Below are 26,983 nucleotides of genomic sequence, written 5' to 3' on the forward strand. Positions count from 1 at the left end.
CTACGCCGCCTGCGCCACGCAGTGCTCGATCAACGCTTCCAGTTCCTCCTGGTACGCACGCATCAAGCCCTCGACAGTCTCGGCACGGTAGCGGCGGGTGCTGAAGATGCAACGCAGCGCCAGGCGCCCGTCGTACACCTGCCCCACCACTTCCAGCCAGTTGCCCAGCGCGGCATGGGGGCTGTAGCAACTGCCGTAGCTTTCCGCCGCCGGCACCAGCAATGCCTTGTCGTCGAAGCTCTGGTCGAACTGCCCCAGGTAGTTGAACGTCACCCGTGCCTGAGGCGCACGCCCCAAGGTGGCGGCCATTGGCTCGCCGCTCATGTAGCGCAACACGCCGTAACCCAAGCCCTTGTTCGGCACCGCGGCCAATTGCCGTTGCACCGCCCGCACCGACGTGCCGATATCCGCTTCAGGGTTCGGGGCCAGGCGCACCGGGAACATGCTGGTGAACCAGCCCAGGCTGCGGCTCAGGTCGATGTCCTTGACCAGGTCCTCGCGACCATGCCCCTCCAACTGGATCAGCACCGAAGGCTGCTGGCTCCAACGGCACAACACCCGACTCAGCGCCGCCAGCAACACGTCATTGATCTGCGTCTGGTAGACCGCCGGCACTTGTTTAAGCAACTGCTGGGTGTGCTGTTCCGACAGGCTCATGTGCGCGACCGACTGGTACTGCACCTGGTTCTTGCCCCGCAAGTTGTCACACGGCAACTCGCTGCCCGGTTGGTCGATCTGTTCCAGCCACCAGGCTTTTTCCTGCGCCGGATAATCCAGCGCATAGGCTTGCAGGCCCTCGGCCCAGGCCCGGTAGCTGCTGGTGCGAATCGGCAGGTTCGGCGCCTGGCCTTCACTGTAGGCCGTATAAGCCGTCTGCAAATCCTGCAGCAGCAAACGCCACGACACCGTGTCGATGACCAGGTGATGAATGACCATCAGCACGCGAACTTCACCGTTGCCCAAGGTCACCTGTGCCGTACGCCACACCGGGCCGTTGTGCAGATCGAGGCTGCGTTGCACCTGTTCGGCGTACAACTCCAGCTCGGCTTCATCGGCCACGCTGTGCTGCCACAACAAGGGTTCGTTGGCCCACTGCGCCTGCATTTCTGCCAACGCCTGGTAATGCTGCAGATGACGCCCGCCAACTTCGCTGAAGCGCAGGCGCAAGGCGTCGTGCTGCTGCATCATGCCGCGCAATGCCAATTCCAGTGCCGTCAGGTTCAACCCCTGGCGGGCCCGCAGCATCAGTGCCTGGTTGTAGTGATGGGGTTCGTTCATGCGCTGGTCGAACCACCACTGCTGGATCGGAATCAGGTTGAACTGCCCTTCGGCGGCCACCTGGGTCACATCCTCGGCCGTCACGGCGAGCGTATTCGAACGCTGGTCGAAAATCGCCTCGATGGTCTGGCCGCGCATCAGGTCCCGCAGCTTGAGCTCCATCTTCAGCTCGCCATGGTTGCGCACCCGCGAGACCACTTGCAGGCTGAGGATCGAGTCACCGCCCAACTCGAAGAAATTGTCGGTGATGCCCACCCGCTCGACTTGCAACACATCAGCCCAGACCTCGGCCAACAGTTGCTCATCGCGGTTGCGCCCCGGCACATACTCGGCGCCCTTGAACTCCGGCTCCGGCAGGGCCTGGCGATCGAGCTTACCGTTTGGCGTGACCGGCAACGCCTCCAGGCAGATAACCTGGGCCGGCACCATGTAGTCCGGCAATTGCACCCGCAGTTCAGCCTTGAGCCGATCGCCGATGGCCACACCGTCGGGGGTGACCACGTAGCCGATCAGTTGCTTGCCCGAGGCGCTGTCGCGGGCGATCACCAACGCATCGCTGACATCGTCCAGTTGCCGCAGGCTGGCCTCGACTTCCCCCAGTTCGATGCGGAAGCCCCGCACCTTGATCTGGTGGTCGATACGCCCGACGTAATCGAGCACGCCGTCGGCGCGCTGGCGCACCAGGTCGCCGCTGCGGTACAGGCGATCGCCCGGCTGGCCGAATGGGTCCGGCACGAAGCGCTCGGCACTCAGGTCCGGGCGACGATGATAACCACGGGCGATGCCCGCGCCACCGATGTACAACTCGCCGGCGATGCCCGGTGGCAATGGGTTGAGGTGGTCGTCGAGCACATACAAGGCGCGCTCGCCCACCGCACGCCCGATCGGCGCGTAGGCGGCCTCGCAACGTTCGCTGGCCGGCACCTTCCACAGCATGGGGGTGACCACGGTTTCCGTCGGGCCGTAGCCGTTGGTGAAGAATTGCGGACGCAGCGCTGCCTTCACCTGCTCGAAGGTCTGGTCCGGCACCGCATCGCCACCGAAGCAGTACACCCGCACTGGCGGTGGCGCCAGTGGGCTGTTGGCGGCGTATTCGGCCAGTTGCTTGAGGTAGGCCGGCGGGAAGCAGGCGATGGTAATGCCATGGCGGTGCAAGGCGTCGAAGGTCTGCTCCGGTGTCCACAGCGCGCCGTCGCGAATCACCAGGGTGCCGCCGCGCAGCAACGTGCTCAACCAGCGTTCATGGGCGCCGTCGAAGGCGAACGACATGAAATGCAGCTCACGAGTGCGCTCGTCCATGTCATACAGCCCGGCGATGGCCTGGCAGTGCATGCTCATCGGCCCGTGCGCCACGGCGACGCCTTTGGGTCGACCGGTGGAACCCGAGGTGTAGATCAGGTAGGCCAGGTTGCCGCCGAGCAAACCGCTACGCGGCGGCTCATCGCTGTAGCCACGGCTGTCGAAACCGTCGATGGCCAGGCGCGCCAAACCGTCGAGATCCGGCAAGCGCCCCTGTACCCGGCTGTGGGTCAGCAACAGCGCCATGGCCGAATCTTCGATCATGAACGCCAGGCGCTCGGGTGGGTAATCGATGTCCAGCGGCACATACGCCGAGCCGCTTTTCATCACTGCCAGCAGCGCCACGACCATGTCCACCGAACGCTCCAGGGCCACGCCGACCACCACTTCCGGGCCGGCGCCGAGTTCGATCAAGCGGTGGGCCAGGCGGTTGGCCCGGCGCTCCAGTTCGCCATAGTCCAGCGCGTCGTCGCCACACACCAGCGCCGTGGCCTGCGGACGCGACTGGGCATGGCGGCCAATCAGTTCCGGCAACAGCTGCGGCTGATAGTCGCCGTTTGGCGCCGCGCTCCATTGTTCGAAGGCCTGCCACTCTTGCACCGACAAACGTTGCAGATTGCCCAGGCGCGCGTGGGGTGCATGGATCATCGCTTCCAGGGTGTCTTCCATGGTCCGGCGGATGCGTTCCACCGCTTCGACGCTGAAGGCGTTGCGCAGGAACAGGTACTCAATGGACAGCGTTTCGCCCAGGTTGACCGCCAGGTCCATCGGGAAGTTGGTCACGTCATGATTGCGCGACTCGCCAAAGCTCAGGCCGGTGTCCTGCTGGTCGCCCAGGCGTTCGTCGATGGGGTAGTTCTCGAATACGATGATGCTGTCGAACAAGCCCTGCCCGCCCAGACCCGACCAGCGCTGGAGGTCCGCCAGCGGCGCATGGGAATGCTCACGAAGGTCGAGGTTGTAGGCCTGCAACTGTTGCAGCCATTGATCCAGTGGCTGCTCGGGGTCCAGGGTCTGGATCACCGGCAAGGTGTTGATGAACAGGCCGAGAATGTTGTCGGCGTTGACCAGCCCCGCCGGACGCCCGGCGACGGTGGCGCCGAAGACCACGGTGTCCTGCCCGGTAAAGCGTTGCAGCAACAGCAACCACGCCCCTTGGATCAAGGTATTCGGGGTGATCTGCAAGGCGCGGCAAGCCTGTTGCAGGCGAGCGGTCTGCGTCGCGTCCCAGCGCGAATACAGCGCCTCGTGCCCCGGCAATGCCTCGACATGTCGTGGGAACATCGCCTGGTTGAGGGAGGTTGCCTGCTCCAGGGCGTCGAGGCGGCTGCGCCAGAAGCGTTCCAGCGCACCCTGGTCCTGGCGTTGCAGCCATTCGATGAACTCGCGGTAGCGACCGTTGCGGCTGGGCACCTGCCCGTGGGCGTAGAACTGCAACACTTCACCGAACAACCGCGAACTGCTCCAGCCGTCCATGAGGATGTGGTGGCAGGTCCAGATCATCTGGTAGCGATCATCTTCCAGGCGCAGCAACAGCACCCGTTGCAGGGGCGCGCGGCTCAAGTCGAAACCGGCCAGGTAATCGGCAGTCGCCCGGGCGCTGATCGCCTGCTCGCTGATGTCCTGTCCACGCCAGTCTTCGACCTGCAACGGCAACTCAACCTGGCGATGGACGATTTGCACCGGCACGCTCAAGCCATCCTGCCAGTGGAAACTGGTGCGCAGGATGTCCTCGCGCTCGATCACCGAAGTCCAGGCCCGGGCGAAACGCTGCGTGTCCAGGCCAAGCACCGGCAGGCAGATCTGGTTGATGTACAAGCCGGTGCTGTCATCGGCCAGGGTATGGAACAGCATGCCGTCCTGCATCGGCGACAGCGGATAGATGTCCTCCACCTGCGCCACCGGCACCGGCAGGCCGTTGAGTTGCGCCTGGCTCAGGCGCGCCAGCGGGAAGTCGGAAGGTGTCAGGCCCAAGTGCCCGTCGGTGCAGCAATGGTCGATCAGTTGCTGCAACGCCACCGCGTAGGCATCGGCCAACTGCTGCAGCGTGGCCTCGTCGAAGACATCGCCACTGAAGGTCCAATCGAGGGACAACTGGCCATTGAAGATCCGACCATCGATGGTCAGCCAGTTGCCCAGCGCCACATCATCGCCATGCCCTGCGCCACTGCCCTCCTCACTCGGCACGAACAGCGCCTGCTCATCGAAGCTCTGGTCGAATTGCCCCAGGTAGTTGAAGGTGATGCGCGCTGGCGGCAGTTTTGCCAACCGCTGTTGGACCGCTTCGGCACCGAGGTAACGCAGCACGCCATAGCCCAAGCCCTTGTTCGGCACTGCGCGCAGTTGTTCCTTGACCCGCTTGATCGACTCGGCAGGATCGCTCGCCGGCGTCAGCAACACCGGGAACAGGCTGGTGAACCAACCGACGGTGCGGCTCAGGTCGATGCCCTCGAACAGTTCTTCGCGGCCATGGCCTTCGAGTTGCACCAGGCAGGCCGGTTGCCCGGTCCATTGGCAGACCACTTGCGCCAGTGCGCTGAGCAGCAAATCGTTGACCTGGGTGCGATAGGCCGTCGGCGCTTGCTTGAGCAAACGCTGGGTCTGGTTGGCATCCAGGCGCGTGCTCACCGAACGACCATGGGCCGCGGCCTGGCTGCCCTCGGGACGGGCCCGTGGCAACGGCGGCAAGGGCTGGTCCAGTTGCCCGACCCAGTAATCCAGTTCCTTGTTCAGGGTTTCGCTGTGGGCGTAGTCCTGCAACCGGGCGGCCCAGGCCTTGAACGCCGTGGACTTGCCCGGCAAGGCCGGCGCCTGGTTCGCCCGCAGTTGGCGATAGACGTTTTGCAGGTCTTCCAGCAGCACCCGCCACGACACGCCGTCCATGACCAGGTGATGAATCGCCAGGTGCAGGCGCGAACTGCCGTCCTGCACCGCGATCAGGCTGCAACGCAGCAACGGGCCGTGTTGCAGGTCGAGACTGCGTTGCGCCTGGTCGGCGATGGCAATGATCCCGGCGGCGTCCTGCGCGGTGCGCTGCCAAATCTCCAGGGGCTGCTCATCCATGGCCTGATGGCTGGCGTGCCAACGGCCATCGTCGGCCTGGGTGAACCGCAGGCGCAGGGCATCGTGATGGGCCACCACGTGAGCGAGGGCCTGTTGCAGGTGCGCGATGTCCAGCGGTTCGCGCGGGGTCAGCAGGACCGATTGGTTCCAGTGGTCGCGGTGCGGGATATCGCTGGCGAAGAACCCGTGCTGCATCGGCACCAGCGGGCTGTCGCCGGTGACCGGCTCCTGGTCGATCAGCGCTCCATCGGCCGCCGTGGCGACCCGCGCCAGGGCCTGGATGTTCTGGTGCAGGAACAGGTCCTTGGGGGTCAGGCCGATGCCTTGGGCACGTGCCCGGCTGACCACTTGGATCGAGTTGATCGAGTCGCCGCCCAGGGCGAAGAAGTTGTCGGCGGTGCCCACCCGCTCGACGCCGAGCACCCCTTGCCAGATCTGCACCAGCGTCCGCTCGATGGCGTTGACCGGTGCGGTGAACGCCTCCTGGCGCTCGGCCAGGTCCGGCGCCGGCAGCGCCTTGCGGTCGAGCTTGCCGTTCGGGCTCAGTGGCATGTGTTCCAGGCGGGTCAGGTGCGTCGGCACCATGTGTTCCGGCAGGCTCAGGCGCAAATGGGCCAGGAGCGCTTCACGCAATTGCGTCCAATCGCCGATTGCCTCGGCCTGGGCGACCACGTAGCCGCTCAGCACCTTGCCACTGCGGCTGTCCTGGGCCACCACCACCGCTTCGCGCACCGCCCCGTGTTCGAGCAAGCGTGCTTCGATTTCCCCCAACTCGATACGGAACCCGCGGACCTTCACCTGATGGTCGATCCGACCGATGTAGTCGATCACCCCGTCCGGGCGATAGCGCGCCAGGTCGCCGGTGCGGTACAGCCGCTCGCCGGCCACGAACGGGCTGGCGACGAAACGCTCGGCCGTCAGTTCGGGACGACGGTGATATCCGCGGGCCAGGCCCTGGCCGCTGAGGTACAGCTCGCCGTTGACGCCGCTCGGTACCGGGTTCAGCTCATCGTCGAGGATGTAGGTCATCAGGTTGGCAATCGGCTCGCCAATCGGCACCGCATCGCGCCCTTCGTCACGGCAGGTCCAATGGGTCACGTCGATGGCCGCTTCGGTCGGACCGTAGAGGTTATACAACCGGGCATTGGGCAACTTGGCGAACACCTGTTGCTGGGCATCCACCGGCAGGGCTTCGCCGCTGCAGACGATGCGAGTCAGGCTGGTGCAACGGCTGACGTTGGCGTCGAGCACGAACGCTTGCAACATCGACGGCACGAAATGCAGGGTGGTGATGGTTTCCCGTTCGATCAGGCTGACCAGTTTTTGCGGGTCACGATGATCGCCCGGTGCCGCGACGACCAGGCGCACGCCGGTCATCAACGGCCAGAAGAACTCCCAGACCGACACGTCGAAACTGAACGGCGTCTTCTGCAGGACGCTGTCACCGGCCCCCAGGCCATAGGCCTGTTGCATCCAGCACAAGCGGTTGGTCAGCGCGCCATGGCTGTTGCCAGCGCCCTTGGGCTTGCCGGTGGAACCGGAGGTGTAGATCACGTAAGCGAGGTGTTCCGCATCCAACCGCGTCACGGGCGTCTCGCAGCTATAGCCGTCGAGCCAGTCGCCCTCCTGGTCCAATACCAGCGTGTTAACGCAAATTCCTGTGGGGTCGAGCCTGTGGGAGCAAAGCTTGCTCGCGATAGCATCGGCACACCCACCATCACAATTGACTGAACTACCGCCATCGCGAGCAAGCTTTGCTCCCACAGGCTCGCTCCCACAGGGTGCCGAGAATTGATTGAGCAATGAGCTCTGGGTCAGCAGCAGCTCGATGCCGCTGTCCTCGATCATGTAGGCCAGGCGTTCTGGCGGGTAGTCCGGGTCCAGCGGCACGTAGGCGCCACCGGCCTTGAGGATCGCCAGCAGGCCAACGACCATTTCCACGCTGCGCTGCACCGAGATGCCCACCAGCACATCCGGGCCGACGCCGCGGGCGATCAAGGCGTGGGCCAACGGGTTGGCGCGGGCGTTGAGCTGGGCATAGCTCAGCGACTGCCCTTCGAATACCAGCGCCTCGGCGTGGGGGTCACGCTCGACCTGGGCTTCGATCAACTGATGCACCGGGAGATGGTTCGGGTAATCGGCGTAGGTACGGTTCCAGTCCTCGACGATCAAGCGCCGCTGCGCCCCGTCCAGCATCGGCAGTTCGGCGATGCGCTGCGTCGGGTTGGCGACGATGGCGCGCAACAGGTTCAGCCAGTGCTCGCCGAGGCGGGCGATGGTGCTCGGTTCGAACAAGTCGCTGGCATAGGTCAGCGCGGCGCTGAGGCCATCGGCGTATTCAAAAGTGTCCAGGGTCAGGTCGAATTGCGCAGTGCCTGAGTCCCAGGTCAGTGGCTCCAGGCTCAGGCCCGGCAACGCCGACAGGTCCCGGCGGGCATCGCTGGCATGGTTGAACATCACCTGGAATAACGGCGTGTGGCTCAGGTTGCGCGCTGGCTCGAGCCGTTCCACCAATTGTTCGAACGGCAGGTCCTGGTGGGCCTGGGCGCCGAGGGCGCGTTGCTTGACCTGATCGAGCAACTGGTCGAACCGCAGGTTGCCGTCGATGTCGGCCTTGAGCACCTGGGTGTTGACGAAGAAGCCCAGCAGGCGCTCGGTTTCCACCCGGTTGCGGTTGGCGATCGGCACGCCGACGCGGATGTCGTCCTGGCCGCTGTAGCGGTGCAGCAAGGTCTGGAAGCCGGCGAGCAAGAGCATGAACAGCGTGCTGTTGTGCTGCTGGGCCAGGCGCTTGAGGCCGTCGGCCAGGGCCGGTTCGAGGGCGATGGGCAGCCGGGCGCCACGGTAGCTTTGCTGGGCCGGGCGCGGATGGTCGGTCGGCAGTTCGAGAATCGGTTGCTCGCCGCCCAACTGCGCGATCCAGTAGTCGAGTTGACGCTGCTGCTCCCCCGCCGCCAGCCAATGCCGCTGCCAGTGGCCGTAGTCGGCGTACTGGATCGGCAGCGGCGCCAGTTCCACCGCCTGGCCCTGGCTGAAACCTGCGTACAACTGCAGCAGGTCGTCGACCATGATCTGCATCGACCAGGCATCGGAGACAATGTGGTGCTGGGTCAGGATCAGTACATGGTCATCAGCCCCCAATTGCAGCCACTTGACCCGCAGCAACGGACCGCGCTGCAAATCGAACAGTTGCCGGGTTTCGGCTTCGATCAGGCTACGCAAGGCCTGTTCATCGATCCCGGCCTCGACCGATTCGATCGCCAGGGCCAGCGGTGCCGGTTCGTCGATCACTTGCAGGGGGCGCTCGTTATCGAGCACGAAGCGGGTCCGCAGGCTCTCGTGACGTGCCACCAGTGCATCGAAGCTCCGTTGCAACGCGCCACGGTCGAGGGCTCCGCGCAAACGCAGCGCTGCGGGAATGTGATAGGCGCTGCTGGTGGGTTCCAGTTGCCAGAGGAACCACTGCCGTTGCTGGGCGAACGAGAGCGCCAGCGGCTGGTCGCGAGCAATGCGTGGGATGCTCACTTCATCGTGCGCCGATGCCGTGCCCATGGCCTCGACAAACGCCCGCAGGCTGTGATGGGCGAACAACAGGCGCAACGGCACTTGGATACTCAGTTGTTGGCGGATCCGTGAGATCACCTGGGTCGCCAGCAAGGAGTGGCCACCCAGTTCGAAGAAATTGTCGTCCAGGCCGACCCGCTGGACCTTGAGGATATCGGCCCAGATCGTCGCCACCGCCTGCTGCGTGGGCGTCTGCGGCGCGACATAGGTTTTCTGCCACTGGCTGGCATCGGGCTTGGGCAACTGCTTGCGATCCAGCTTGCCGTTGGGCGTCAGCGGGAAGCGCGGCAACAGCACCACGTGGGACGGCACCATGTAGTCGGGCAGGTTGACCTTGAGCCGTGCGCTGAGGCTGTCGCGCAGGCCGCTCTGGGCGGCGGCGTCCAGGTCATTCAGTTCGGCGACTGGAACGATGTACGCCACCAACGCCTGGCCGCCTGGCGCGTCCTGGGCCAGCACCGCCGCTTCGCGCACGCTGTCCTGTTCCAGCAGGCGCGCCTCGATCTCTCCCAACTCGATGCGAAAACCGCGGATCTTCACTTGATGGTCGATGCGCCCGAGGTATTCGAGGAGGCCGTCGGCACGCTGGCGCGCCAGGTCACCGGTGCGATACAGACGCTCGCCGGCGACAAACGGATGGGGCACGAAACGTTCGGCGGTCAGCGCCGGGCGCTGGAAATAACCACGGGCCAAGCCTTCGCCGCCGATCAGCAATTCCCCGGCCACGCCATAAGGCACCGGCATCAGGTCGGCACCGACAATGTACAGCGTGGTGTTGTCGATGGGCCCGCCGAGCCACGGTTGCGCGGCCTGGGTTTGCAACGGGTGCAAGGCCGACCAGATGGTGGTTTCCGTCGGGCCATAGAGGTTCCACACTTCACCGCCGAGGGCGAGCATGCGCACGGCCAGTTCCCGGGGCAACGCCTCGCCACCGCACAGGCATTTGCAGCCACGCAGACCCTGGGCGTTTTCATTGTCCAGCAACATGCGCCAGGTCGACGGCGTAGCTTGCAGCACATTGACCTGCTCGGCCGCGATCAATGCCAACACCGCGTACGGGTCCTGGGCGACGTGCTGGCCGGTCAGCACGATGCAGGCGCCGACCATCAGCGGCACGTAGATCTCCAGGCCGAAAATATCGAACGAGAACGTGGTCAGCGACAACGCCCGGTCCTGGGCCGTCATGCCCGGTGCCTTGGCCATGCTCGCGACGAAGTTGGTCAGCGCGCCGTGGCGCACCATTACGCCCTTGGGCTTGCCGGTGGAGCCGGAGGTGTAGATCGCGTAGGCCAGGTGCTCCGCATCCAGGCGCGTCGCCGGCGCCTCGCAGCTATAGCCGTCGAGCCAGTCACCCTCCTGGTCCAACACCAATGTCTTAACGCCAACCCCGGCCCCTGTGGGAGCGAGCCCGTGGGAGCAAAGCTTGCTCGCGATAGCGTCGGCACACCCACCATCACCATTGACTGAACTACCGCCATCGCGAGCAAGCTTTGCTCCCACAGGCTCGCTCCCACAGGACAGTGGTAGCTGGTTGAGCAACGAGCTTTGGGTCAGCAGCAGTTCGATGCCGCTGTCTTCGATCATGTACGCCAGGCGGTCCTGGGGGAACGCCGGGTCCAGCGGCAGGTAGGCGCCGCCGGCCTTGAGAATCGCCAGCAGGCCCACCAGCATGTGCGCGCTGCGCTCCACGGCAATGCCCACCAGGACATCGGAGGTCACACCAAGGCTCTGCAGTTTACCCGCCAGTTGATTGGCCCGGGCATTGAGTTGGCCGTAGCTCCAGCGCTCGCCGTCGATCACCAGCGCCGGGGCGTCCGGGGTCCGCGCCGCTTGCCTTTCGAACAGTTGATGGACAAAACCCGCCTCGGGCGCTGGCGCCACGGTGCGCTGGCTGTCGTCGAGCAGGGCCAGGCGCTCGGCCGCGTCGAGCAGCGGCAATTCACCGATACGCTGCGCCGGGTCGGCCACGATGGCCCGCAACAGGTTCTGCCAATGCCCGGCCATGCGCGCCATCGTCTCGGCGCCAAACAGGTCGGTGGCATAGATCAGTGCAGCCGAAAGGCCTTCGCCATGCTCGACGGTTTCGAGGGTGAGGTCGAATTGTGCCGTGCGAGAATCCCAGCTCAGCCCCTCGACTTTCAAGGCACCGACCGGCCCCTCGCCCGCCGGGCCTTGGGTCCGGTGGTTGAACATCACTTGGAACAGCGGGCTGTGGCTCAGGTTGCGCTCAGGCTGCAACGCTTCGACCAGTTGCTCGAACGGCAGCTCTTGATGGGCCTGGGCGCCCAGGGCTGTCTGTTTCACTTGTTGCAGCAAGGCGCCAAACGCATCCTCGCTCCGCACATCGCTGCCCTGTACCTGGGTGTTGACGAAAAAGCCAATCAGGCGCTCGGTCTCGACCCGATTGCGGTTGGCCGTCGGCACGCCGACGCGGATATCGTTCTGGCCGCTGTAGCGATGCAGCAGCGCCTGGAACGACGCCAGCAAAATCATGAACAGGCTGACGCCCTCGCGCTGGGCCATGTGCTTGAGGTCGCCGGCCAGTACCGCGTCGATGGCGAGCTCCAGCCGCGCGCCGCGATAGCTCATCACCGCCGGACGGGGGAAGTCGGTCGGCAATTCCAGCACCGGTTGCTGGCCACCCAAGCGTGCGGTCCAGTATTCCAACTGGCGCTCGCGCTCACCCGCTTCCATCCAGTGCCGCTGCCAGATGGCGTAGTCGGCGTACTGGATCGGCAGCGCCGGCAGTTCCGGTGCGTGGCCCTGGCTGAAGGCGGCGTAGCCATTGACCAGTTCCTCGACCATCACCTGCATCGACCAGCCATCGGCAACGATGTGGTGCAAGGTCACGATCAGCACGTGATCATCCGCCGCCAATCGCAGCAGGCGCGTGCGCAGCAGCGGCCCCTGTTGCAGGTCGAAGAGCTGGTGGGTTTCTGCCTCGATCAACTGGCGCAGCTGCGTCTCGTCCGGCAATTGTTCCAGGGTGTCTGCCTGCAAATGCACTGGCGTCGCCGCGTGCACTTGCTGCACGACCTGCTCGCCATGGATCTGGAAGGTGGTGCGCAAACTCTCGTGACGCGCCACCAACGCCGTGAAACTCTGCTCCAGCGCAGCGATGTCCAGCGGCCCGCGCAAGCGCAGGGCCGTGGGCATGTGATAGGCCGCGCTGTCGGGGTCCAACTGCCAGAGGAACCATTGGCGTTCCTGGGCAAACGACAGCGACAACGTGTCGAACTCGGCACTGACAGGCGCAATGGGCAGGTTCGCCGGGGAAACGTTCTCTTCGAGCATTTTCTGCAAGTACAAGCGACGTTTTTCCAGCGGCAGCGTTATGAAGCGCCTGGCAATACGTTGTGCGACAGCGGTGTCCATCAAACCTCCTCAAATTCATCGAGCAGCGCTTCAAGCTTGCTCAATTTCGACGTACTCATGGGTTCGCCGGCAGGCTCGAGTTGCGCCACGAACGCGCCGAGCACCGGGAATTGGAAAATCAGTTGCGGGGTCAAGGTCAGGCCCAGTTCCAGTTGCAGGCGCGAGACCGCGCTCACCACCAGCAGCGAATGCCCGCCCAGTTCGAAGAAGTCGTCACCCAGCCCGACCTGCTCGACCTTGAGCACGTCCTGCCAGATCGCCGCGACCCGGCATTCCAGATCGCTCTGCGGCGCCAGGTAAGCCGATTGCAGGGCACGGGTGTCCGGTGCCGGCAAGGCCTTGCGATCGAGCTTGCCGTTAGGGGTCAGCGGCAAGCGATCGAGGAAGACCCAGTGGGTCGGCACCATGAAGTCCGGCACCTGGGCCGCCAGTCGCGCCTTGAGTCGGTCGCCCAGGCTGGCCGAGTCCAGGGAGCTGTCCTGGCCGACCAGGTAGGCCACCAGGTTCGGCCCGCTCACGTCGTCCCGCGCCAGCACCACTGCATCGCGCACATCGGCATCGGCTTGCAGGCGCGCTTCGATTTCCCCCAGCTCGATGCGCAAGCCACGGATCTTCACTTGGTGGTCGATCCGGCCGAGGTACTCGATCACACCGTCCGCGCCATAACGCGCCAGGTCACCGGTGCGATACAGGCGACCGCCCGCAACGGGGGCGAACGGATCGGGAATGAAGCGCTCGGCGGACAGTGCCGGTCGTTGGTGGTAACCACGGGCCAGGGAATCACCGGCGATGTGCAACTCGCCGACGGCGCCCACGGCGCAAGGCTGCAACGCCGCATCCAGCACGTAGGTGCGCACGTTATCGATGGGACGGCCGATGGCGATGATTCGCTCGGCGTCGTCTTCGCTGTCGCGCACCACGGCATGGCTGCTGGTGTCGATGGTCGCTTCGGTCGGGCCATACAGGTTGCGCAGTTCGCCATCGAACAGCGCCATGACCTGGCGCGACAGGTGCGCGCTGAGGGCTTCGCCACCGCACAGCAGCAGGCGCAGGGAGACCAGTTGTTCGCGGGTCGCCAGTGGCAGCAAGGCCTGCAACAGCGACGGCGCCATTTGCAGCACGCTGATGCGCCACCGCGCCACGTCGGCCCAAAGGGTGGTCAGGTCGAGGTTCAGGTGCGGGCTGGCGAGCACCAGCTGCGCACCGCTCATCAACGGCAGCCAGAACTCCCACACCGAGGCATCGAAACTGATCGCGGTTTTTTGCAGGACGCGGTCGGCGGCCGTCAGTTTCAGACAACCTTGCATCCACGCCATGTGGTTGCTCAGGGCGGCATGGCGCAAGGTCACGCCCTTGGGCTTGCCGGTGGAGCCGGAGGTGTAGATCACGTAGGCGAGGTTCTCGCCGTCGATGTCCACGCCAGGGTCGCGCTCGCTGCAGCTGGCCAGCCATTGCCCGGGTTGATCCAACAGCAGCGCGGCCACGGCAGCGTCGCCGAACAGCGGCAGCACAGCGGTTTCAGTGAGCAGCAAGGCGATGCCGCTGTCCTCGACCATGTACGCCAGTCGATCCCGCGGATAGGCCGGGTCCAGCGGCACGTAGGCACCACCGGCCTTGAGCACCGCCAGCAAGCCGACGACCATCTGCACGCTGCGCGACAACGCCAGGCCCACCAATACATCGGGGCCAATGCCGCGTTCGATCAAGCCATGGGCCAGGCGATTGGCCCGGGCATTGAGCTCGGCGTAAGTGAGCGTTTCCTGTTCGCTGACCAGGGCGACCGCGTCGGGGCAGCTTTGGGCCTGGGCTTCGATCCATTGATGCACCAGGCGCCGAGGCGGCTCCACCACCGAAGTGGCGTTCCAGTCGCCCAGCAGCCTGTCGCGGGTCAGCGCATCCAGCAGTTGGATGTCGCCCACGCAACCGCCGGCCGGCAGGCTCACCATTTGCGCGAGCACGTGTGCCACCTGCTCAGCCAGGCGCTCGACGGTGTGTGTAGGGAAAGCAGCATGGGCATAGGTGAAGTGCAGGCTCAGGATGTCAGTTAGATTGACGGCCAGGGTCAACGGGAAATTAGTCTGTTCCTGGCTGGCCACGCTGCCGAAGCTCAAGCCCGAGGGTGCCTGCTCTTGCAGGGCCTGGGACACGGGGTAGTTTTCGAACACCAGCAAGGTGTCGAACAAACCGTCGCCGCCCTGCCCGGCCCAGCGCTGGATCTCGAACAGCGGCGTATGCTCGTGCTCGCGCAAGGCCACGTTCTGGCCCTGGACCTGTTGCAGCAGTTCGCTCAGCGCTTGCTCCGGACGCGGGCTGGCGATGACCGGCAAGGTGTTGATGAACAGGCCGATCTGCTGTTCGACACCCTTGAGCTCACTCGGACGTCCCGACACGGTGGCGCCGAAGGCCACGGCGGCGTGTCCGGTGTAGTGCTGCAGCAGCAACAGCCAGGTCGCCTGGACGACGGTGTTGAGGGTGACTTTCTGCTGGCGGGCGAACTCGCTCAGGCGTTGGGTCTGCTCGGGCGTCAGGTCGTGATAGTGGCTGGCGTGGCCGCTTTCCAACGTCGATTGCAGCGGCGCGAAACGGGTCTCGGCCAGACGCGTCGGCGCCTCCAGCGGTTGCAGTTGCGCCAGCCAGAAGGTTTCGCTGGCCTGGGCGTCGCGGCCTTGCAGCCAGGCAATGTAGTCCCGATAGCGCCCGGCCGGGCGCGGCAGGGCCTGGCCGTCATAACGTTGCAGCACCTCGCCGAGCAACTGCGAGTTGCTCCAGCCATCCATCAGGATGTGGTGATGGGTGTAGATCAGGTGATAACGCTGCTCACCCGTGTGCACCAGCACCAGGCGCAGTAACGGAGCGCAGGCCAGGTCGAAGCCCTGCTCGCGTTCGGCATCCGCCCGCACGTCCAGGGCCTGGCGGGCATCGGTGCGGGCGCTCCAGTCCAGCGAAGCGAACGGCACACGCACCTGCTTGTGCACCACCTGCACCGGACGCTCGCTGCCCTGCCAGATAAAACTGCTGCGCAGAATGTCATGGGCATCGACCGCCGCTTGCCAGGCTGCCTCGAACCGCCGTGGGTCGAGACCTTCGATGTCCAGGCGCATCTGGTTGATGTACTGGCCGCTGCCCGCCTCGTAGAGGCTGTGGAACAACATGCCCTGCTGCATCGGCGCCAGCGGGTAAAGGTCTTCCACCCCGCGCGCCGACAGCGCCAGGCCATCGAGTTGCGCCTGGGTCAGGCCGGCCAGGGGGAAATCCGTTGGCGTCATGCCCTGGCTCGTCGGCTCGCAGCAATGGGCGATCAATAGCGCAAGCTCGCTGGCGTAGTCATCGGCCAATTGCTGGATGGTCGCCGGCTCGAACTGTTGCGCACTGAACGTCCAGCCCAACCGCAGTGCGCCCTCGAACACCTGGCCGTTGAGCGTCAGCCAGTTGCCCAGGGTGGTCAGCGGGCTTTGCTCGTCACCGGCGCTTTCACTGGCCGGGCTGAACAGCGCGCCTTGGTCCTGATCGAAACTGCCGTCGAACTGACCGAGGTAGTTGAACGTGATGCGCGGCACCGGCAGTGCTTCCAGGGCTGCCCGGCTGGCGTCGTCACCCAAGTAACGCAGCGCACCGAAACCCACGCCTTTGTCGGGAATCGTCCGCAGCCCTTGCTTGATCGACTTGATCGAGTCCGCCAGTTCGACGGCCGGCGACAACCGCACCGGGAACAGGCTGGTGAACCACCCCACCGTACGGGTCAGGTCGACATTGGCGAACAGCTCTTCGCGGCCATGGCCTTCGAGCTGCAGCAACAGGCTGTCGTGACCAGTCCAGCGGCAGATCACCCGGGCCAGGGCCGTGAGCAACAGGTCGTTGACCTGGGTACGATAGGCCGCCGGCGCCTCTTGCAGCAACTGCCGGGTCACGTGCGCGTCGAGCCGTGTATGAACGGTGACGGCCTCACGGTTTTGCGCGATCGCTTCGGGGTCGAGGCACGGCAGGTCGGTCGGTGCGTCATGCAGTTGCCCTTGCCAGTAGGCCAATTGCTGCTGCAGTTCCGCGCTGCGGGCGTGGGCTTGCAACTGCTCGGCAAAGGCCTTGATCGAACTGGTCTTGGCCGGCAATTGCAGCGCTTGGCCGGCGAGCAACTGCTGGTAGGCGGTTTGCAGGTCGTCGAACAGAATCCGCCACGACACACCGTCCACCGCCAAGTGATGAACCACCAGCAACAGGCGCTGGCTGCCATCGGCCAAGGTCGCCAGGACGCCGCGCAACAGCGGCCCGGCGTGCAGGTCGAGGCTGCGCTGGGCCTGATTGGCGAGGGTTTCCAGCGCGCTGGCATCGGCGACGTCACGCTGCCACAACAAACCGTTGCTTGCCCAAGCTCGCTGTTGCGCCGCCACCTCACGGTGCTCGGCGCGCCAACCTTCGGCGGTTTCACTGAAGGACAAACGCAAGGCGTCGTGGTGCAGCACCAATGCCTGTAAAGCCTGCTCCACCACGGGCGCTTGCAGCGCACTGGCCGGTTTCAGCAGCACCGACTGGTTGTAGTGATGACGCTGGGGAATCGCCTCGGCGAAAAACGCCTGTTGGATCGGCAGCAGCGGCGTCGATCCTTGGCTCGGTGTCTGATCGACTGCCGGCGCCTGCCCACCGCTCTGGGCGACGCTCGCCAGCGCCTGCACGGTCTGGTGCTGGAACAAGTCCTTGGGGGTAAAGCGGATGCCCACCTGACGGGCGCGGCTGACCACCTGGATGGAGACAATCGAGTCGCCGCCCAACTCGAAGAAGTTGTCGCTCAAGCCGACCCGCGCCACCTTGAGCACGTCCTGCCAGATCGCGGCGATCTGTTGCTCCAGCTCACTTCGCGGCGCCACGTAATCCTGCTGGACCTGGCTGGCGTCGGCGGTCGGCAGGGCCTTGCGGTCGAGCTTGCCGTTGGCGGTCAGCGGCCACAGCTCGAGGAACAGCAGGTGCGTCGGCACCATGTAGTCCGGCAGATCGGCCTTGAGCTGGGTCTTGATCTCATCACGCAGGCCGGCCGGGTCCTCTCCGATGTGCGCCGGAATGACATAAGCCACCAGTTGCTGGCCGCTCGGCCCTTCCTGGGCCAGCACCAACGCTTCGCGCACGGAATCCAGGGCGTTCAGGCGCGCTTCGATCTCGCCCAGTTCGATGCGGAAACCGCGGATCTTCACTTGATGGTCGATACGGCCGACGTACTCGATCACCCCATCGCTGCGGTACTGCGCAAGGTCGCCGGTGCGGTACAAGCGGGCACCGCTTTCGCCGAACGGATCAGGGATGAACCGCAATGCAGTAAGGTCGCCACGATTCAGGTAGCCCCGCGCCAGACCGGCACGACCGACGTACAGTTCACCGATGCAGCCTTTCGGCACTGGGTTGAGGTCGCCGTCCAGCAAGTACCACGACAGGTCGACAATCGGTTCGCCGATGGGGCTGCTGGCGTCCTGCTCCAGGTCAGCCACTGACAGCGGACGGTAGGTCACGTGCACGGTGGTTTCGGTGATGCCGTACATGTTGATCAACTGCGGCGCCGCATCGCCGAAGCGCTCGAACCACGGGCGCAAGGACTTGACGTCCAGCGCCTCGCCACCGAACACCACGTAGCGCAAGGCGTTGGCCCGGTCATCGGTGCAGGCTTCGTGCATCAGTTGCTTGAACGCCGACGGTGTCTGGTTGAGCACCGTCACCCCGGCGTCGCAGAGCAATTCGTGGAACTGCTGCGGTGAACGGCTGATGTCATACGGCACGATCAACAGCTCACCGCCATGCAGCAACGCGCCAAAGATTTCCCAGACCGAGAAGTCGAATGCGTAGGAATGGAACAGGCTCCAGACATCCTGCGCGCCAAAGTTGAACCAGGATTCGGTGGCCTCGAACAGGCGCAGCACGTTGTGGTGCGGCAGCAAGGTGCCTTTCGGATTACCGGTGGAGCCGGAGGTGTAGATCACGTAGGCGAGGTTCGCAGCGTCCATTGCTACGTGCGGATCGTTGTTGGTGAAAGCACTGACGTCGGCGTCCAACAGCAACGTTTGCACGCCGTCCGGCACCGGTAATTGTTCGATCAGGGCCGCTTGGGTCAGCAGCAGTTGAATGCCGCTGTCCTGCATCATGTAGGCCAGACGATCCTGGGGATACGTCGGGTCCAGCGGCACGTAGGCGCCGCCGGCCTTGAGGATCGCCAGTAGGCCGACCAGCATGTCGAAGCCCCGCTCGGCCGCCAATCCCACCAGCACATCCGGGCCGACGCCGTGGGCGATCAACTGATGGGCGCGGCGGTTGGCCTGGGCGTTGAGTTCGCCGTAGGTCAGGGTTTGGGCGTTGCAACGCAAAGCGATGGCGTCGGGACGCAAGCGCGCCTGTTCGGCAATCCGCTGATGCAGGCACGCCTCGCCCGGGAAGCTGCGCGGCGCCGGGTTCCATTGGATGATGTGTTGCTGTTGCTCGGTAGCCGTCAGCAACGGCAGTTCGCCGATGGATTGGCGGGGATTGGCAACGATGCCGTGCAGCAGGTTCAGCCAGTGTTCGGCCAGGCACTGCACGGTGCTGGCGTCGAACAAGTCAGTGGCATAAGTCAGCGCCGCACCGAGTTCACCCTCGGTTTCCAGGGTGTCGAGGGTCAGGTCGAACTGGGCGGTCTGGCTTTCCCATTCCTGGGCCTTGATCACCAGACCTGGCAACGCCGGCAGTGCCTGGCGAGCCACGCTCTGGTGGTTGTACAACACCTGGAACAACGGGCTGTGGCTCAGGTTGCGTTCAGGCCGCAGGGCTTCGACCAGTTGTTCGAACGGCAGGTCCTGATGGGCCTCGGCGCCGATGGCTGCCTGTTTGACCTGCGCCAGCAATTCACTGAAACGCTGCTGCGGATCGACCTCGGCCTTGAGCACTTGGGTGTTGACGAAGAAGCCGATCAAGCCTTCGGTTTCCACCCGGTTGCGGTTGGCGATGGGCACGCCGACACGAATGTCCGACTGGCCGCTGTAGCGGTGCAGCAAGGCGTGGAACGACGCCAGCAAGACCATGAACAGCGTGCTGCCTTCGCGCTGGGCCAACTGTCGCAGCTGTTGGCCCAAGGCCTGCGGTAAGTCGATCGCCAGGCGGGCGCCGGCAAAACTCTGCCGGGTCGGGCGCGGCCGGTCGGTGGGCAGTGCCAGCAACGGCTGCTCGCCCCCCAGCACCTCGGTCCAGTAGGCCAGTTGCCGTTCCCGCTCGCCGGCGTCCATCCATTGACGTTGCCATACCGCGTAATCGGCGTACTGGATCGGCAGCTCGGCCAATGCCAAGGACTCACCCTCGCGGCACGCGGCATAACCTTGCATCAGTTCCTGCACCAGCAATTGCATCGACCAGCCATCGGAGACGATGTGATGCTGGGTCAGCACCAGCACATGCTCGTCGGCCGCCACCCGCAACAGGCCGACCCGCAGCAGCGGGCCGTTTTGCAGGTCGAATGGCTGGGCGATCTGCTGGCGGACGAAGGCTTGGATCTGATCGTTGCCGCCGTCGAGCATCTGCGCAATTACGACCGGATTCATCTGTGGATGAATGACCTGGAACGCTTGCTCATCGACCTGGACGAAGGTGGTACGCAGGCTTTCGTGGCGCCGTACCAGGGCGGCGAAACTCTGTTGCAGGGCCTGCAAGTCCAGGTCGCCCTGAATCCGCAGCGCCGCCGGAATGTGGTACGCCGCGCTGTTGGGCTCCATCTGCCAGAGGAACCACTGGCGTTGCTGGGCGTAGGACAGCGGCAGTGGCGCCTCGTCCCGGACGATACGCGGGATGCTCGCCGGCCGTGCTTCTTCGCTGTCCACCAGCGCGGCCACACAGCCCTCAAGGCTGGCGTTTTCGAACAACTGGCGCAGTTGCAGGTTCAGGCCGAGGGCCTGGCGAATGCGCGACACCATCTGCGTCGCCAGCAGCGAGTGGCCGCCCAGTTCGAAGAAGTTATCGCTCAAGCCGACCCGCTCGACCTTGAGCACGTCTTGCCAGATCGCGGCGATCTGTTGCTCCAGTTCACTTCGCGGCGCCACGTAGTCCTGCTGGACCTGGCTGGCGTCGGCGGTCGGCAGGGCCTTGCGGTCGAGCTTGCCGTTGGCGGTCAGCGGCCATTGTTCGAGGAACAGCAGGTGCGTCGGCACCATGTAGTCCGGCAGATCGGCCTTGAGCTGGGTCTTGATCTCATCACGCAGGCCGGCCGGGTCCTCTCCGATGTGCGCCGGAATAACATAAGCCACCAGTTGCTGGCCGCTCGGCCCTTCCTGGGCCAGCACCAACGCTTCGCGCACAGAATCCAGGGCGTTCAGGCGCGCTTCGATCTCGCCCAGTTCGATGCGGAAACCGCGGATCTTCACTTGATGGTCGATACGGCCGACGTACTCGATCACCCCATCGCTGCGGTACTGCGCAAGGTCGCCGGTGCGGTACAAGCGGGCACCGCTTTCGCCGAACGGATCAGGGATGAACCGCAATGCGGTGAGGTCGCCGCGATTCAGATAACCACGGGCCAGGCCGGCGCGGCCGACGTACAGTTCACCGATGCAGCCTTTCGGCACTGGGTTGAGGTCGCCGTCCAGCAAGTACCACGACAGGTCGGCAATCGGTTCGCCGATGGGGCTGCTGGCGTCCTGTTCCAGGTCAGCCAACGACAGCGGACGGTAGGTGACGTGCACGGTGGTTTCGGTGATGCCGTACATGTTGATCAGTTGCGGCGCCGCGTCGCCAAAGCGCTCGAACCACGGGCGCAAGGACTTGACGTCCAGCGCCTCACCGCCGAACACCACGTAACGCAAGGCATTGCTTCGCGAGTCAGTGCAGGCTTCGTGCATCAGTTGCTTGAACGCCGACGGTGTCTGGTTGAGCACCGTCACCCCGGCATCGCAGAGCAATTCGTGGAACTGCTGCGGTGAGCGGCTGATGTCATACGGCACGATCAACAGCTCGCCACCGTGGAGCAGCGCGCCAAAGATTTCCCAGACCGAGAAGTCGAACGCGTAGGAATGGAACAGGCTCCAGACATCCTGCGCGCCGAAGCTGAACCAGGATTCGGTGGCCTCGAACAGGCGCAGCACGTTGTGGTGCGGCAGCAAGGTGCCTTTTGGATTGCCGGTGGAGCCGGAGGTGTAGATCACGTAGGCAAGGTTCGCAGCGTTCATCACTACGTGCGGTTCGCTGTCGGGGAAGTCACTGACGTCGGCGTCCAACAGCAGCGTCTGCACGCCATCCGGCACTGGCAACTGATCGACCAGGGCCGCTTGGGTCAGCAGCAGTTGAATGCCGCTGTCCTGCATCATGTAGGCCAGACGATCCTGGGGATACGTCGGGTCCAGCGGCACGTAGGCGCCGCCGGCCTTGAGGATCGCCAGCAGGCCGACCAGCATGTCGAAGCCCCGCTCGACCGCCAATCCCACCAACACATCCGGGCCGACGCCGTGGGCGATCAACTGATGGGCGCGGCGGTTGGCCTGGGCGTTGAGTTCGCCGTAGGTCAGGGTTTGGGCGTTGCAACGCAAAGCGATGGCGTCGGGACGCAAACGCGCCTGTTCGGCGATGCGCTGATGCAGGCATGCCTCGCCCGGGAAGCTGCGCGGCGCCGGGTTCCATTGGGTGATGTGTTGCTGTTGCTCGGTAGCCGTCAGCAACGGCAGTTCGCCGATGGATTGGCGGGGATTGGCAACGATGCCGTGCAGCAGGTTCCGCCAGTGCTCGGCCAGGCGCTGCACCGTGCCGGCGTCGAACAGGTCGGTGGCGTAGCTCAGGGATGCGGCCAGCTCACCGTGGGTCTCGTGGGTGTCGAGGGTCAAGTCGAACTGGGCGGTATGGGAGCTCCAGTCGAGGCTCTCGACCTGCAACCCAGGCAATTGCAGGGCTTGGGCCGTGCCGCTGCCCTGGTGGTTGAACATCACCTGGAACAGCGGGCTGTGGCTCGCCTGCCGCTGGGGTGCCAGTGCCTGCACCAACTGCTCGAACGGCAGGTCTTGATGGGCTTGCGCCCCCAGCGAAGCCTGTTTGACCTGCGCCAGCAATTGCTCGAAAGGCAGGTCGCCGCGCACCTGGGCATTCAGCACTTGGGTGTTGACGAAAAAGCCGATCAGGCCTTCGGTTTCCGGGCGATTACGGTTGGCCACCGGCACGCCGACGCGGATGTCCGACTGGCCGCTGTAGCGGTGCAACAAGGCCTGGAACGACGCCAGCAAGACCATGAACAGCGTCGAGGCTTCGCGCTGGGCCAGTTGCTTCAGGCCCTGGGTCAGCCCGGCGTCAACGGTCAGGTCCAGGCGGGCGCCGCGATGGCTCTGCACCGCCGGGCGCGGCCGGTCCGTTGGCAACGGCAGGACTTCGCCGCCATCGCCCAGCCGTTCGGTCCAATAGGCCAGTTGCCGCTCCAGCTCGCCGGCTTCCATCCATTTGCGCTGCCAGATCGCATAGTCGGCGTATTGGATCGGCAAAGGCGCCAGGCTCGGCGCTTGGTCGCTGCGGTGGGCGGCGTAGAGCTGGACCAGGTCATTGACCATGATGTGCGCCGACGCACCGTCGCAGATGATGTGGTGCTGGGTCAGCACCAGCACATGGTCGTGCGCAGCGAGTTGCAGCAGCTTGACCCGCAGCAGCGGCCCCTGTTGCAGGTCGAACAATCCAGCGATTTCATCATCGATCAGGGCTTTGAGCGCAGCCTCATCCGCTGACCCAGACACCACCTGGGGCTCGATCGCCAGGCTCAAGTGGGCCTGCACCACTTGTTGGGGGCCTTGCTGGCTGTCGATGAATACCGTGCGCAGCACGTCATGACGGGCCAGCAAGGCGTCGAAGCTGCGTTGCAGCGCCGGCAGGTCGAGGGCGCCGCGCAAGCGCAGCGCCGTGGGCACGTGGTAGGCCGCGCTGTGGCGGTCCAGTTGCCAGAGGAACCACTGGCGTTCCTGGGCGTAGGACAGGTCGAGCATCGCGAACTCGTCACGCATCGCCGGGATCGGCAACGTCGCCAGGCTCATGTTCTTGCTGTGCAGCTTGTGCAGGAACGCTTGCCGTTGGGCGAGCGGTAAACGGATGAATCGCTGAACCAGAGACAGGTTATCGAGCTGAGTCATTCAAAGGGTCTCCAGGTCTGCCAGGAAATCATGCATCTCACTCAGGTCGTCGCTGGAGTGAGGGGTCAGGTGGACCGCCAGTTGGGCGGCGTAGTCGGCCAGGGACGTGGTGTTGAACAGCAAGTCCAGGGGCACCGCGGCGCCTTGCTGCATTTGCAGGCGCGCCGTCGCTTGCGTCGCCAGCAGGGAATGCCCACCCAGTTCAAAGAAGTTGTCGTCGCGCCCGACTCGCTCGAGCTTGAGCACGTCTTGCCAGATGGCGGCGATGCCCTGCTCCAGCGCGCCCTCGGGCGCCACGTAGGCACGCAGCAGTTGCTGGGCGTCCGGCAACGGCAAGGCCTTGCGGTCGAGCTTGCCGTTGGGGGTCAGCGGGAAGCGTTCGAGCAACAGCCAGTGCGCCGGCATCATGTAGTCGGGCAGCAACGGCGCGAGCTGGGCCTTGAGGGCTTCGCGCAGGGCCGCCGGTTCCGCTGTCTCTGGATGGGCAGCGATCAGGTACGCCACCAACTGCAGGCCGCCCGGCCCTGGCTGTGGCACCACCACCGCTTCGCGGATCGACGCCTGGGCCAGCAGGCAGGCTTCGATTTCCCCCAGCTCGATGCGGAAGCCGCGGATCTTCACCTGATGGTCGACCCGGCCGATGTACTCGATCACGCCGTCGCCACGCTGGCGCGCCAGGTCACCGGTGCGGTACACCCGTGCGCCGTTGCCGAACGGGTCCGGCAGGAATCGCTCGGCGGTAAGCGCCGCCCGCGCGTGGTAACCCCGGGCCAGGCCGTCGCCGCCAATCAGCAGTTCGCCGATCAACCCGACCGGGTTCGGCGCGAAGTGATCGCCGACGATGTACAGCGCGGTGTTGGCAATCGGTCGACCGAGGTACGGCAGGCGCTGCTCGGCGGTCAAGCGGTAGGCCGCCGACCAGATGGTGGTTTCGGTCGGGCCGTACAGGTTCCAGACTTCACCGGCGACAGCCAGCAGCCGCTCGGCCAGGTCCTCGGCCAACGCCTCGCCACCGCACAGGCATTTACGCCCGGCCAGCAAGGCGGACGCCGGATGGTCGAGCAACATGCGCCAGGTCGATGGCGTGGCTTGGACCACGCTGACCTGCTGCCTATCGATGGTCTTGAGCAGCGCTTCGGGGTCGTGGGCGCTCTGCTTGTCCACCAGCACCACGCAGGCACCACTCAACAGCGCGCCGTAGAGTTCCAGGCCGAAGATGTCGAACGAGAACGTCGTCAGCGAGAGCACTCGATCACTGGCCACGATGCCCGGTTCGCGGGCCATGCTGGCGACGAAATTCACCAGCGCCCCATGCCGCACCATCACGCCTTTGGGTTTGCCGGTGGAACCCGAGGTGTAGATGGCGTAGGCCAAGTGCTCCGCATCCAGGCGCGTCGCCGGCGCCTCGCAGGCATAACCGTCGAGCCAGTCACCCTCCTGTTCCAACACCAATGTCTCGACCCCAACCCCGGCCCCTGTGGGGGATAGCCTGTGGGAGCAAAGCTTGCTCGCGATAGCGTCGGCACACCCACCATCACCATTGACTGAACCACCGCCATCGCGAGCAAGCTTTGCTCCCACAGGCTCGCTCCCACAGGGTGCCGCGAATGGGTTGAGCTGCGAACGTTGGGTCAGCAGCAGTTCGATGCCGCTGTCTTCGATCATGTGCGCCAGCCGGTCGGCCGGGTATTGCGGGTCGAGCGGCACATAGGCGCCACCGGCCTTGAGGATGGCCAGCAAGGCGACAATCATCTCCACGCCACGCTCCAGCGCGACGCCGACCAATTGATCGGGCCCCACGCCTTGTTCAATCAAGCGATGGGCCAGGCGGTTGGCCCGAACGTCGAGTTCGGCGTAGCTCAGCGCCTGCTCGGCGAACACCAGCGCGGTGGCATCCGGCGTTTGGCGGGCCTGGGCCTCGAACAGCCGGTGCACGCAACGCTCGTCCGGATAGTCGGCCGCGGTGGCGTTCCAGCCTTGCACCTGCTGACGGGTTTCACCGCCGTCGAGCAAGCTCAGTTCCCCCAGGGGCCGTTGGGTACCGTCGGTCATTTGCAGGAGCAAGCGCTGCAAATGCACGCCGATCTGCTCGACCGAGGCCGGGGCGAAACTGGCGCACTGGTAGCTGAACTGCACCGCCAGCTCGGCACCGAGGCTGACCAGCAGGGTCAGCGGGTAGTGGGTCTGTTCCAGGTTATCCACGGTACCGAAACGCAAGCCTTCGGGCGCACCGTGCTCCAGGGCTTCGGAAATCGGGTAGTTCTCGAACACCAGGATGTTGTCGAACAACGCTTCGCCGCCCAGGCCGGCCCAGCGCTGGATGTCGAACAGCGCCGTGTGCTCGAACTCGCGCAAGGCCAGGTTCTGCGCCTGGACGCTGTGCAGCCAGTCGCCCAGCGCCTGTTCCGGACGCGGGCTGGCGATGACCGGCAAGGTGTTGATGAACAGGCCGATCTGGCCCTCGACACCCACCAGGTCCGCCGGCCGCCCCGCCACCGTCGCGCCGAACGCCACGCTGGCCTTACCGGTGTAGCGCTGCAACAGCAGCAGCCAGGCCGCTTGCACCAGGGTATTGACGGTCACTTTGGATTCGCGGGCGAACTCAGCCAGGCGTTGGGTCTGCTGCGCATCCAGTTGCACAAGATGATGACCGTACAGATTCGCCGAGACGTCCTGGGCCGGGCGCGCAAACACCTGGGCCAGGCGCACCGGCTCATCCAGCGTGCGCAATTGTTGCGTCCAGAACCTTTCGCCGAGGCTCGCGTCCTGGCGTTGCAGCCAGGCGATGTAGTCGCGATAACGTCCAGCCGGACGTGCTACCGCGTCGCCGTGGTAGTGCTGCAACACTTCGCCGAGCAACTGCGCACTGCTCCAGCCATCCATCAGGATGTGATGGTTGGTGTAGATCAGGTGATGCCGATCAGTCGCCGTGCGCACCAGCACCAGGCGCATCAGCGGTGCCTGGGTCAGGTCCACGCCTTGGGCCCGCTCTTCATCGGCGAGGGTTTGCAAGGCGCCATCGCTTTCCGTCCGCCCGCTCCAGTCGAGCACGCGGAACGGCACCTCGACCTGACGCTGGACAATTTGCACCGGCTGCTCCAGGTCGCCCTGCCAGAAGAAGCCGCTGCGCAGGATGTCATGGGCATCGACCACCGCTTGCCAGGCCGCGCGGAAACGCTGCGGATCGACGCCTTCGACGTCGAGGCGCATCTGGTTGATGTAGTCGCCGCCGCCCTGCCCGAGCAAGGAGTGAAACAGCATGCCCTGCTGCATCGGCGACAGCGGGTAGATGTCGTCGATGGCCTGTGGTGCTTGGA

At 65.0% G+C, this 26,983-nt stretch carries 3 protein-coding genes (1 of these 3 cut by a window edge); all 3 read right to left on the minus strand.

Annotated elements, in window-relative coordinates; translation table 11 throughout:
• Tightly spaced (each overlapping or abutting the next), the 3 genes in view from B0E42_RS01285 to B0E42_RS01295 form a layout consistent with a single transcriptional unit that may run on beyond the window.
• A complete protein-coding gene (locus B0E42_RS01285; RefSeq protein WP_256578257.1) occupies positions 1-12,579 on the minus strand; it encodes a non-ribosomal peptide synthase/polyketide synthase in 12,579 nt (4,192 codons plus the stop codon).
• On the minus strand, positions 12,579-23,666 hold the full coding sequence (locus B0E42_RS01290) for a non-ribosomal peptide synthetase (protein WP_077505350.1): 11,088 nt from the start codon (positions 23,664-23,666) through the stop codon (positions 12,579-12,581). The genes B0E42_RS01285 and B0E42_RS01290 overlap by 1 nt, the downstream gene beginning before the upstream one ends.
• Positions 23,667-26,983, minus strand: the final stretch of a protein-coding gene (locus B0E42_RS01295; RefSeq protein WP_077505352.1) for a non-ribosomal peptide synthetase. Its footprint extends 9,268 nt past the window's final position; the window shows 3,317 of its 12,585 coding nt (coding positions 9,269-12,585); its start codon lies off the right edge, out of view — the gene reads right to left on this strand; the stop codon is at positions 23,667-23,669.

Source organism: Pseudomonas sp. A25(2017) (assembly GCF_002001065.1).
Taxonomy (GTDB): Bacteria; Pseudomonadota; Gammaproteobacteria; order Pseudomonadales; family Pseudomonadaceae; genus Aquipseudomonas; species Aquipseudomonas kilonensis.

What these genes read in the sequence shown, in the direction of transcription:
- B0E42_RS01285 (WP_256578257.1), bottom strand. Translation starts at nt 12,579, where the DNA reads ATGGACACCGCTGTCGCACAACGTATTGCCAGGCGCTTCATAACGCTG.
- B0E42_RS01290 (WP_077505350.1), bottom strand. Translation starts at nt 23,666, where the DNA reads ATGACTCAGCTCGATAACCTGTCTCTGGTTCAGCGATTCATCCGTTTA.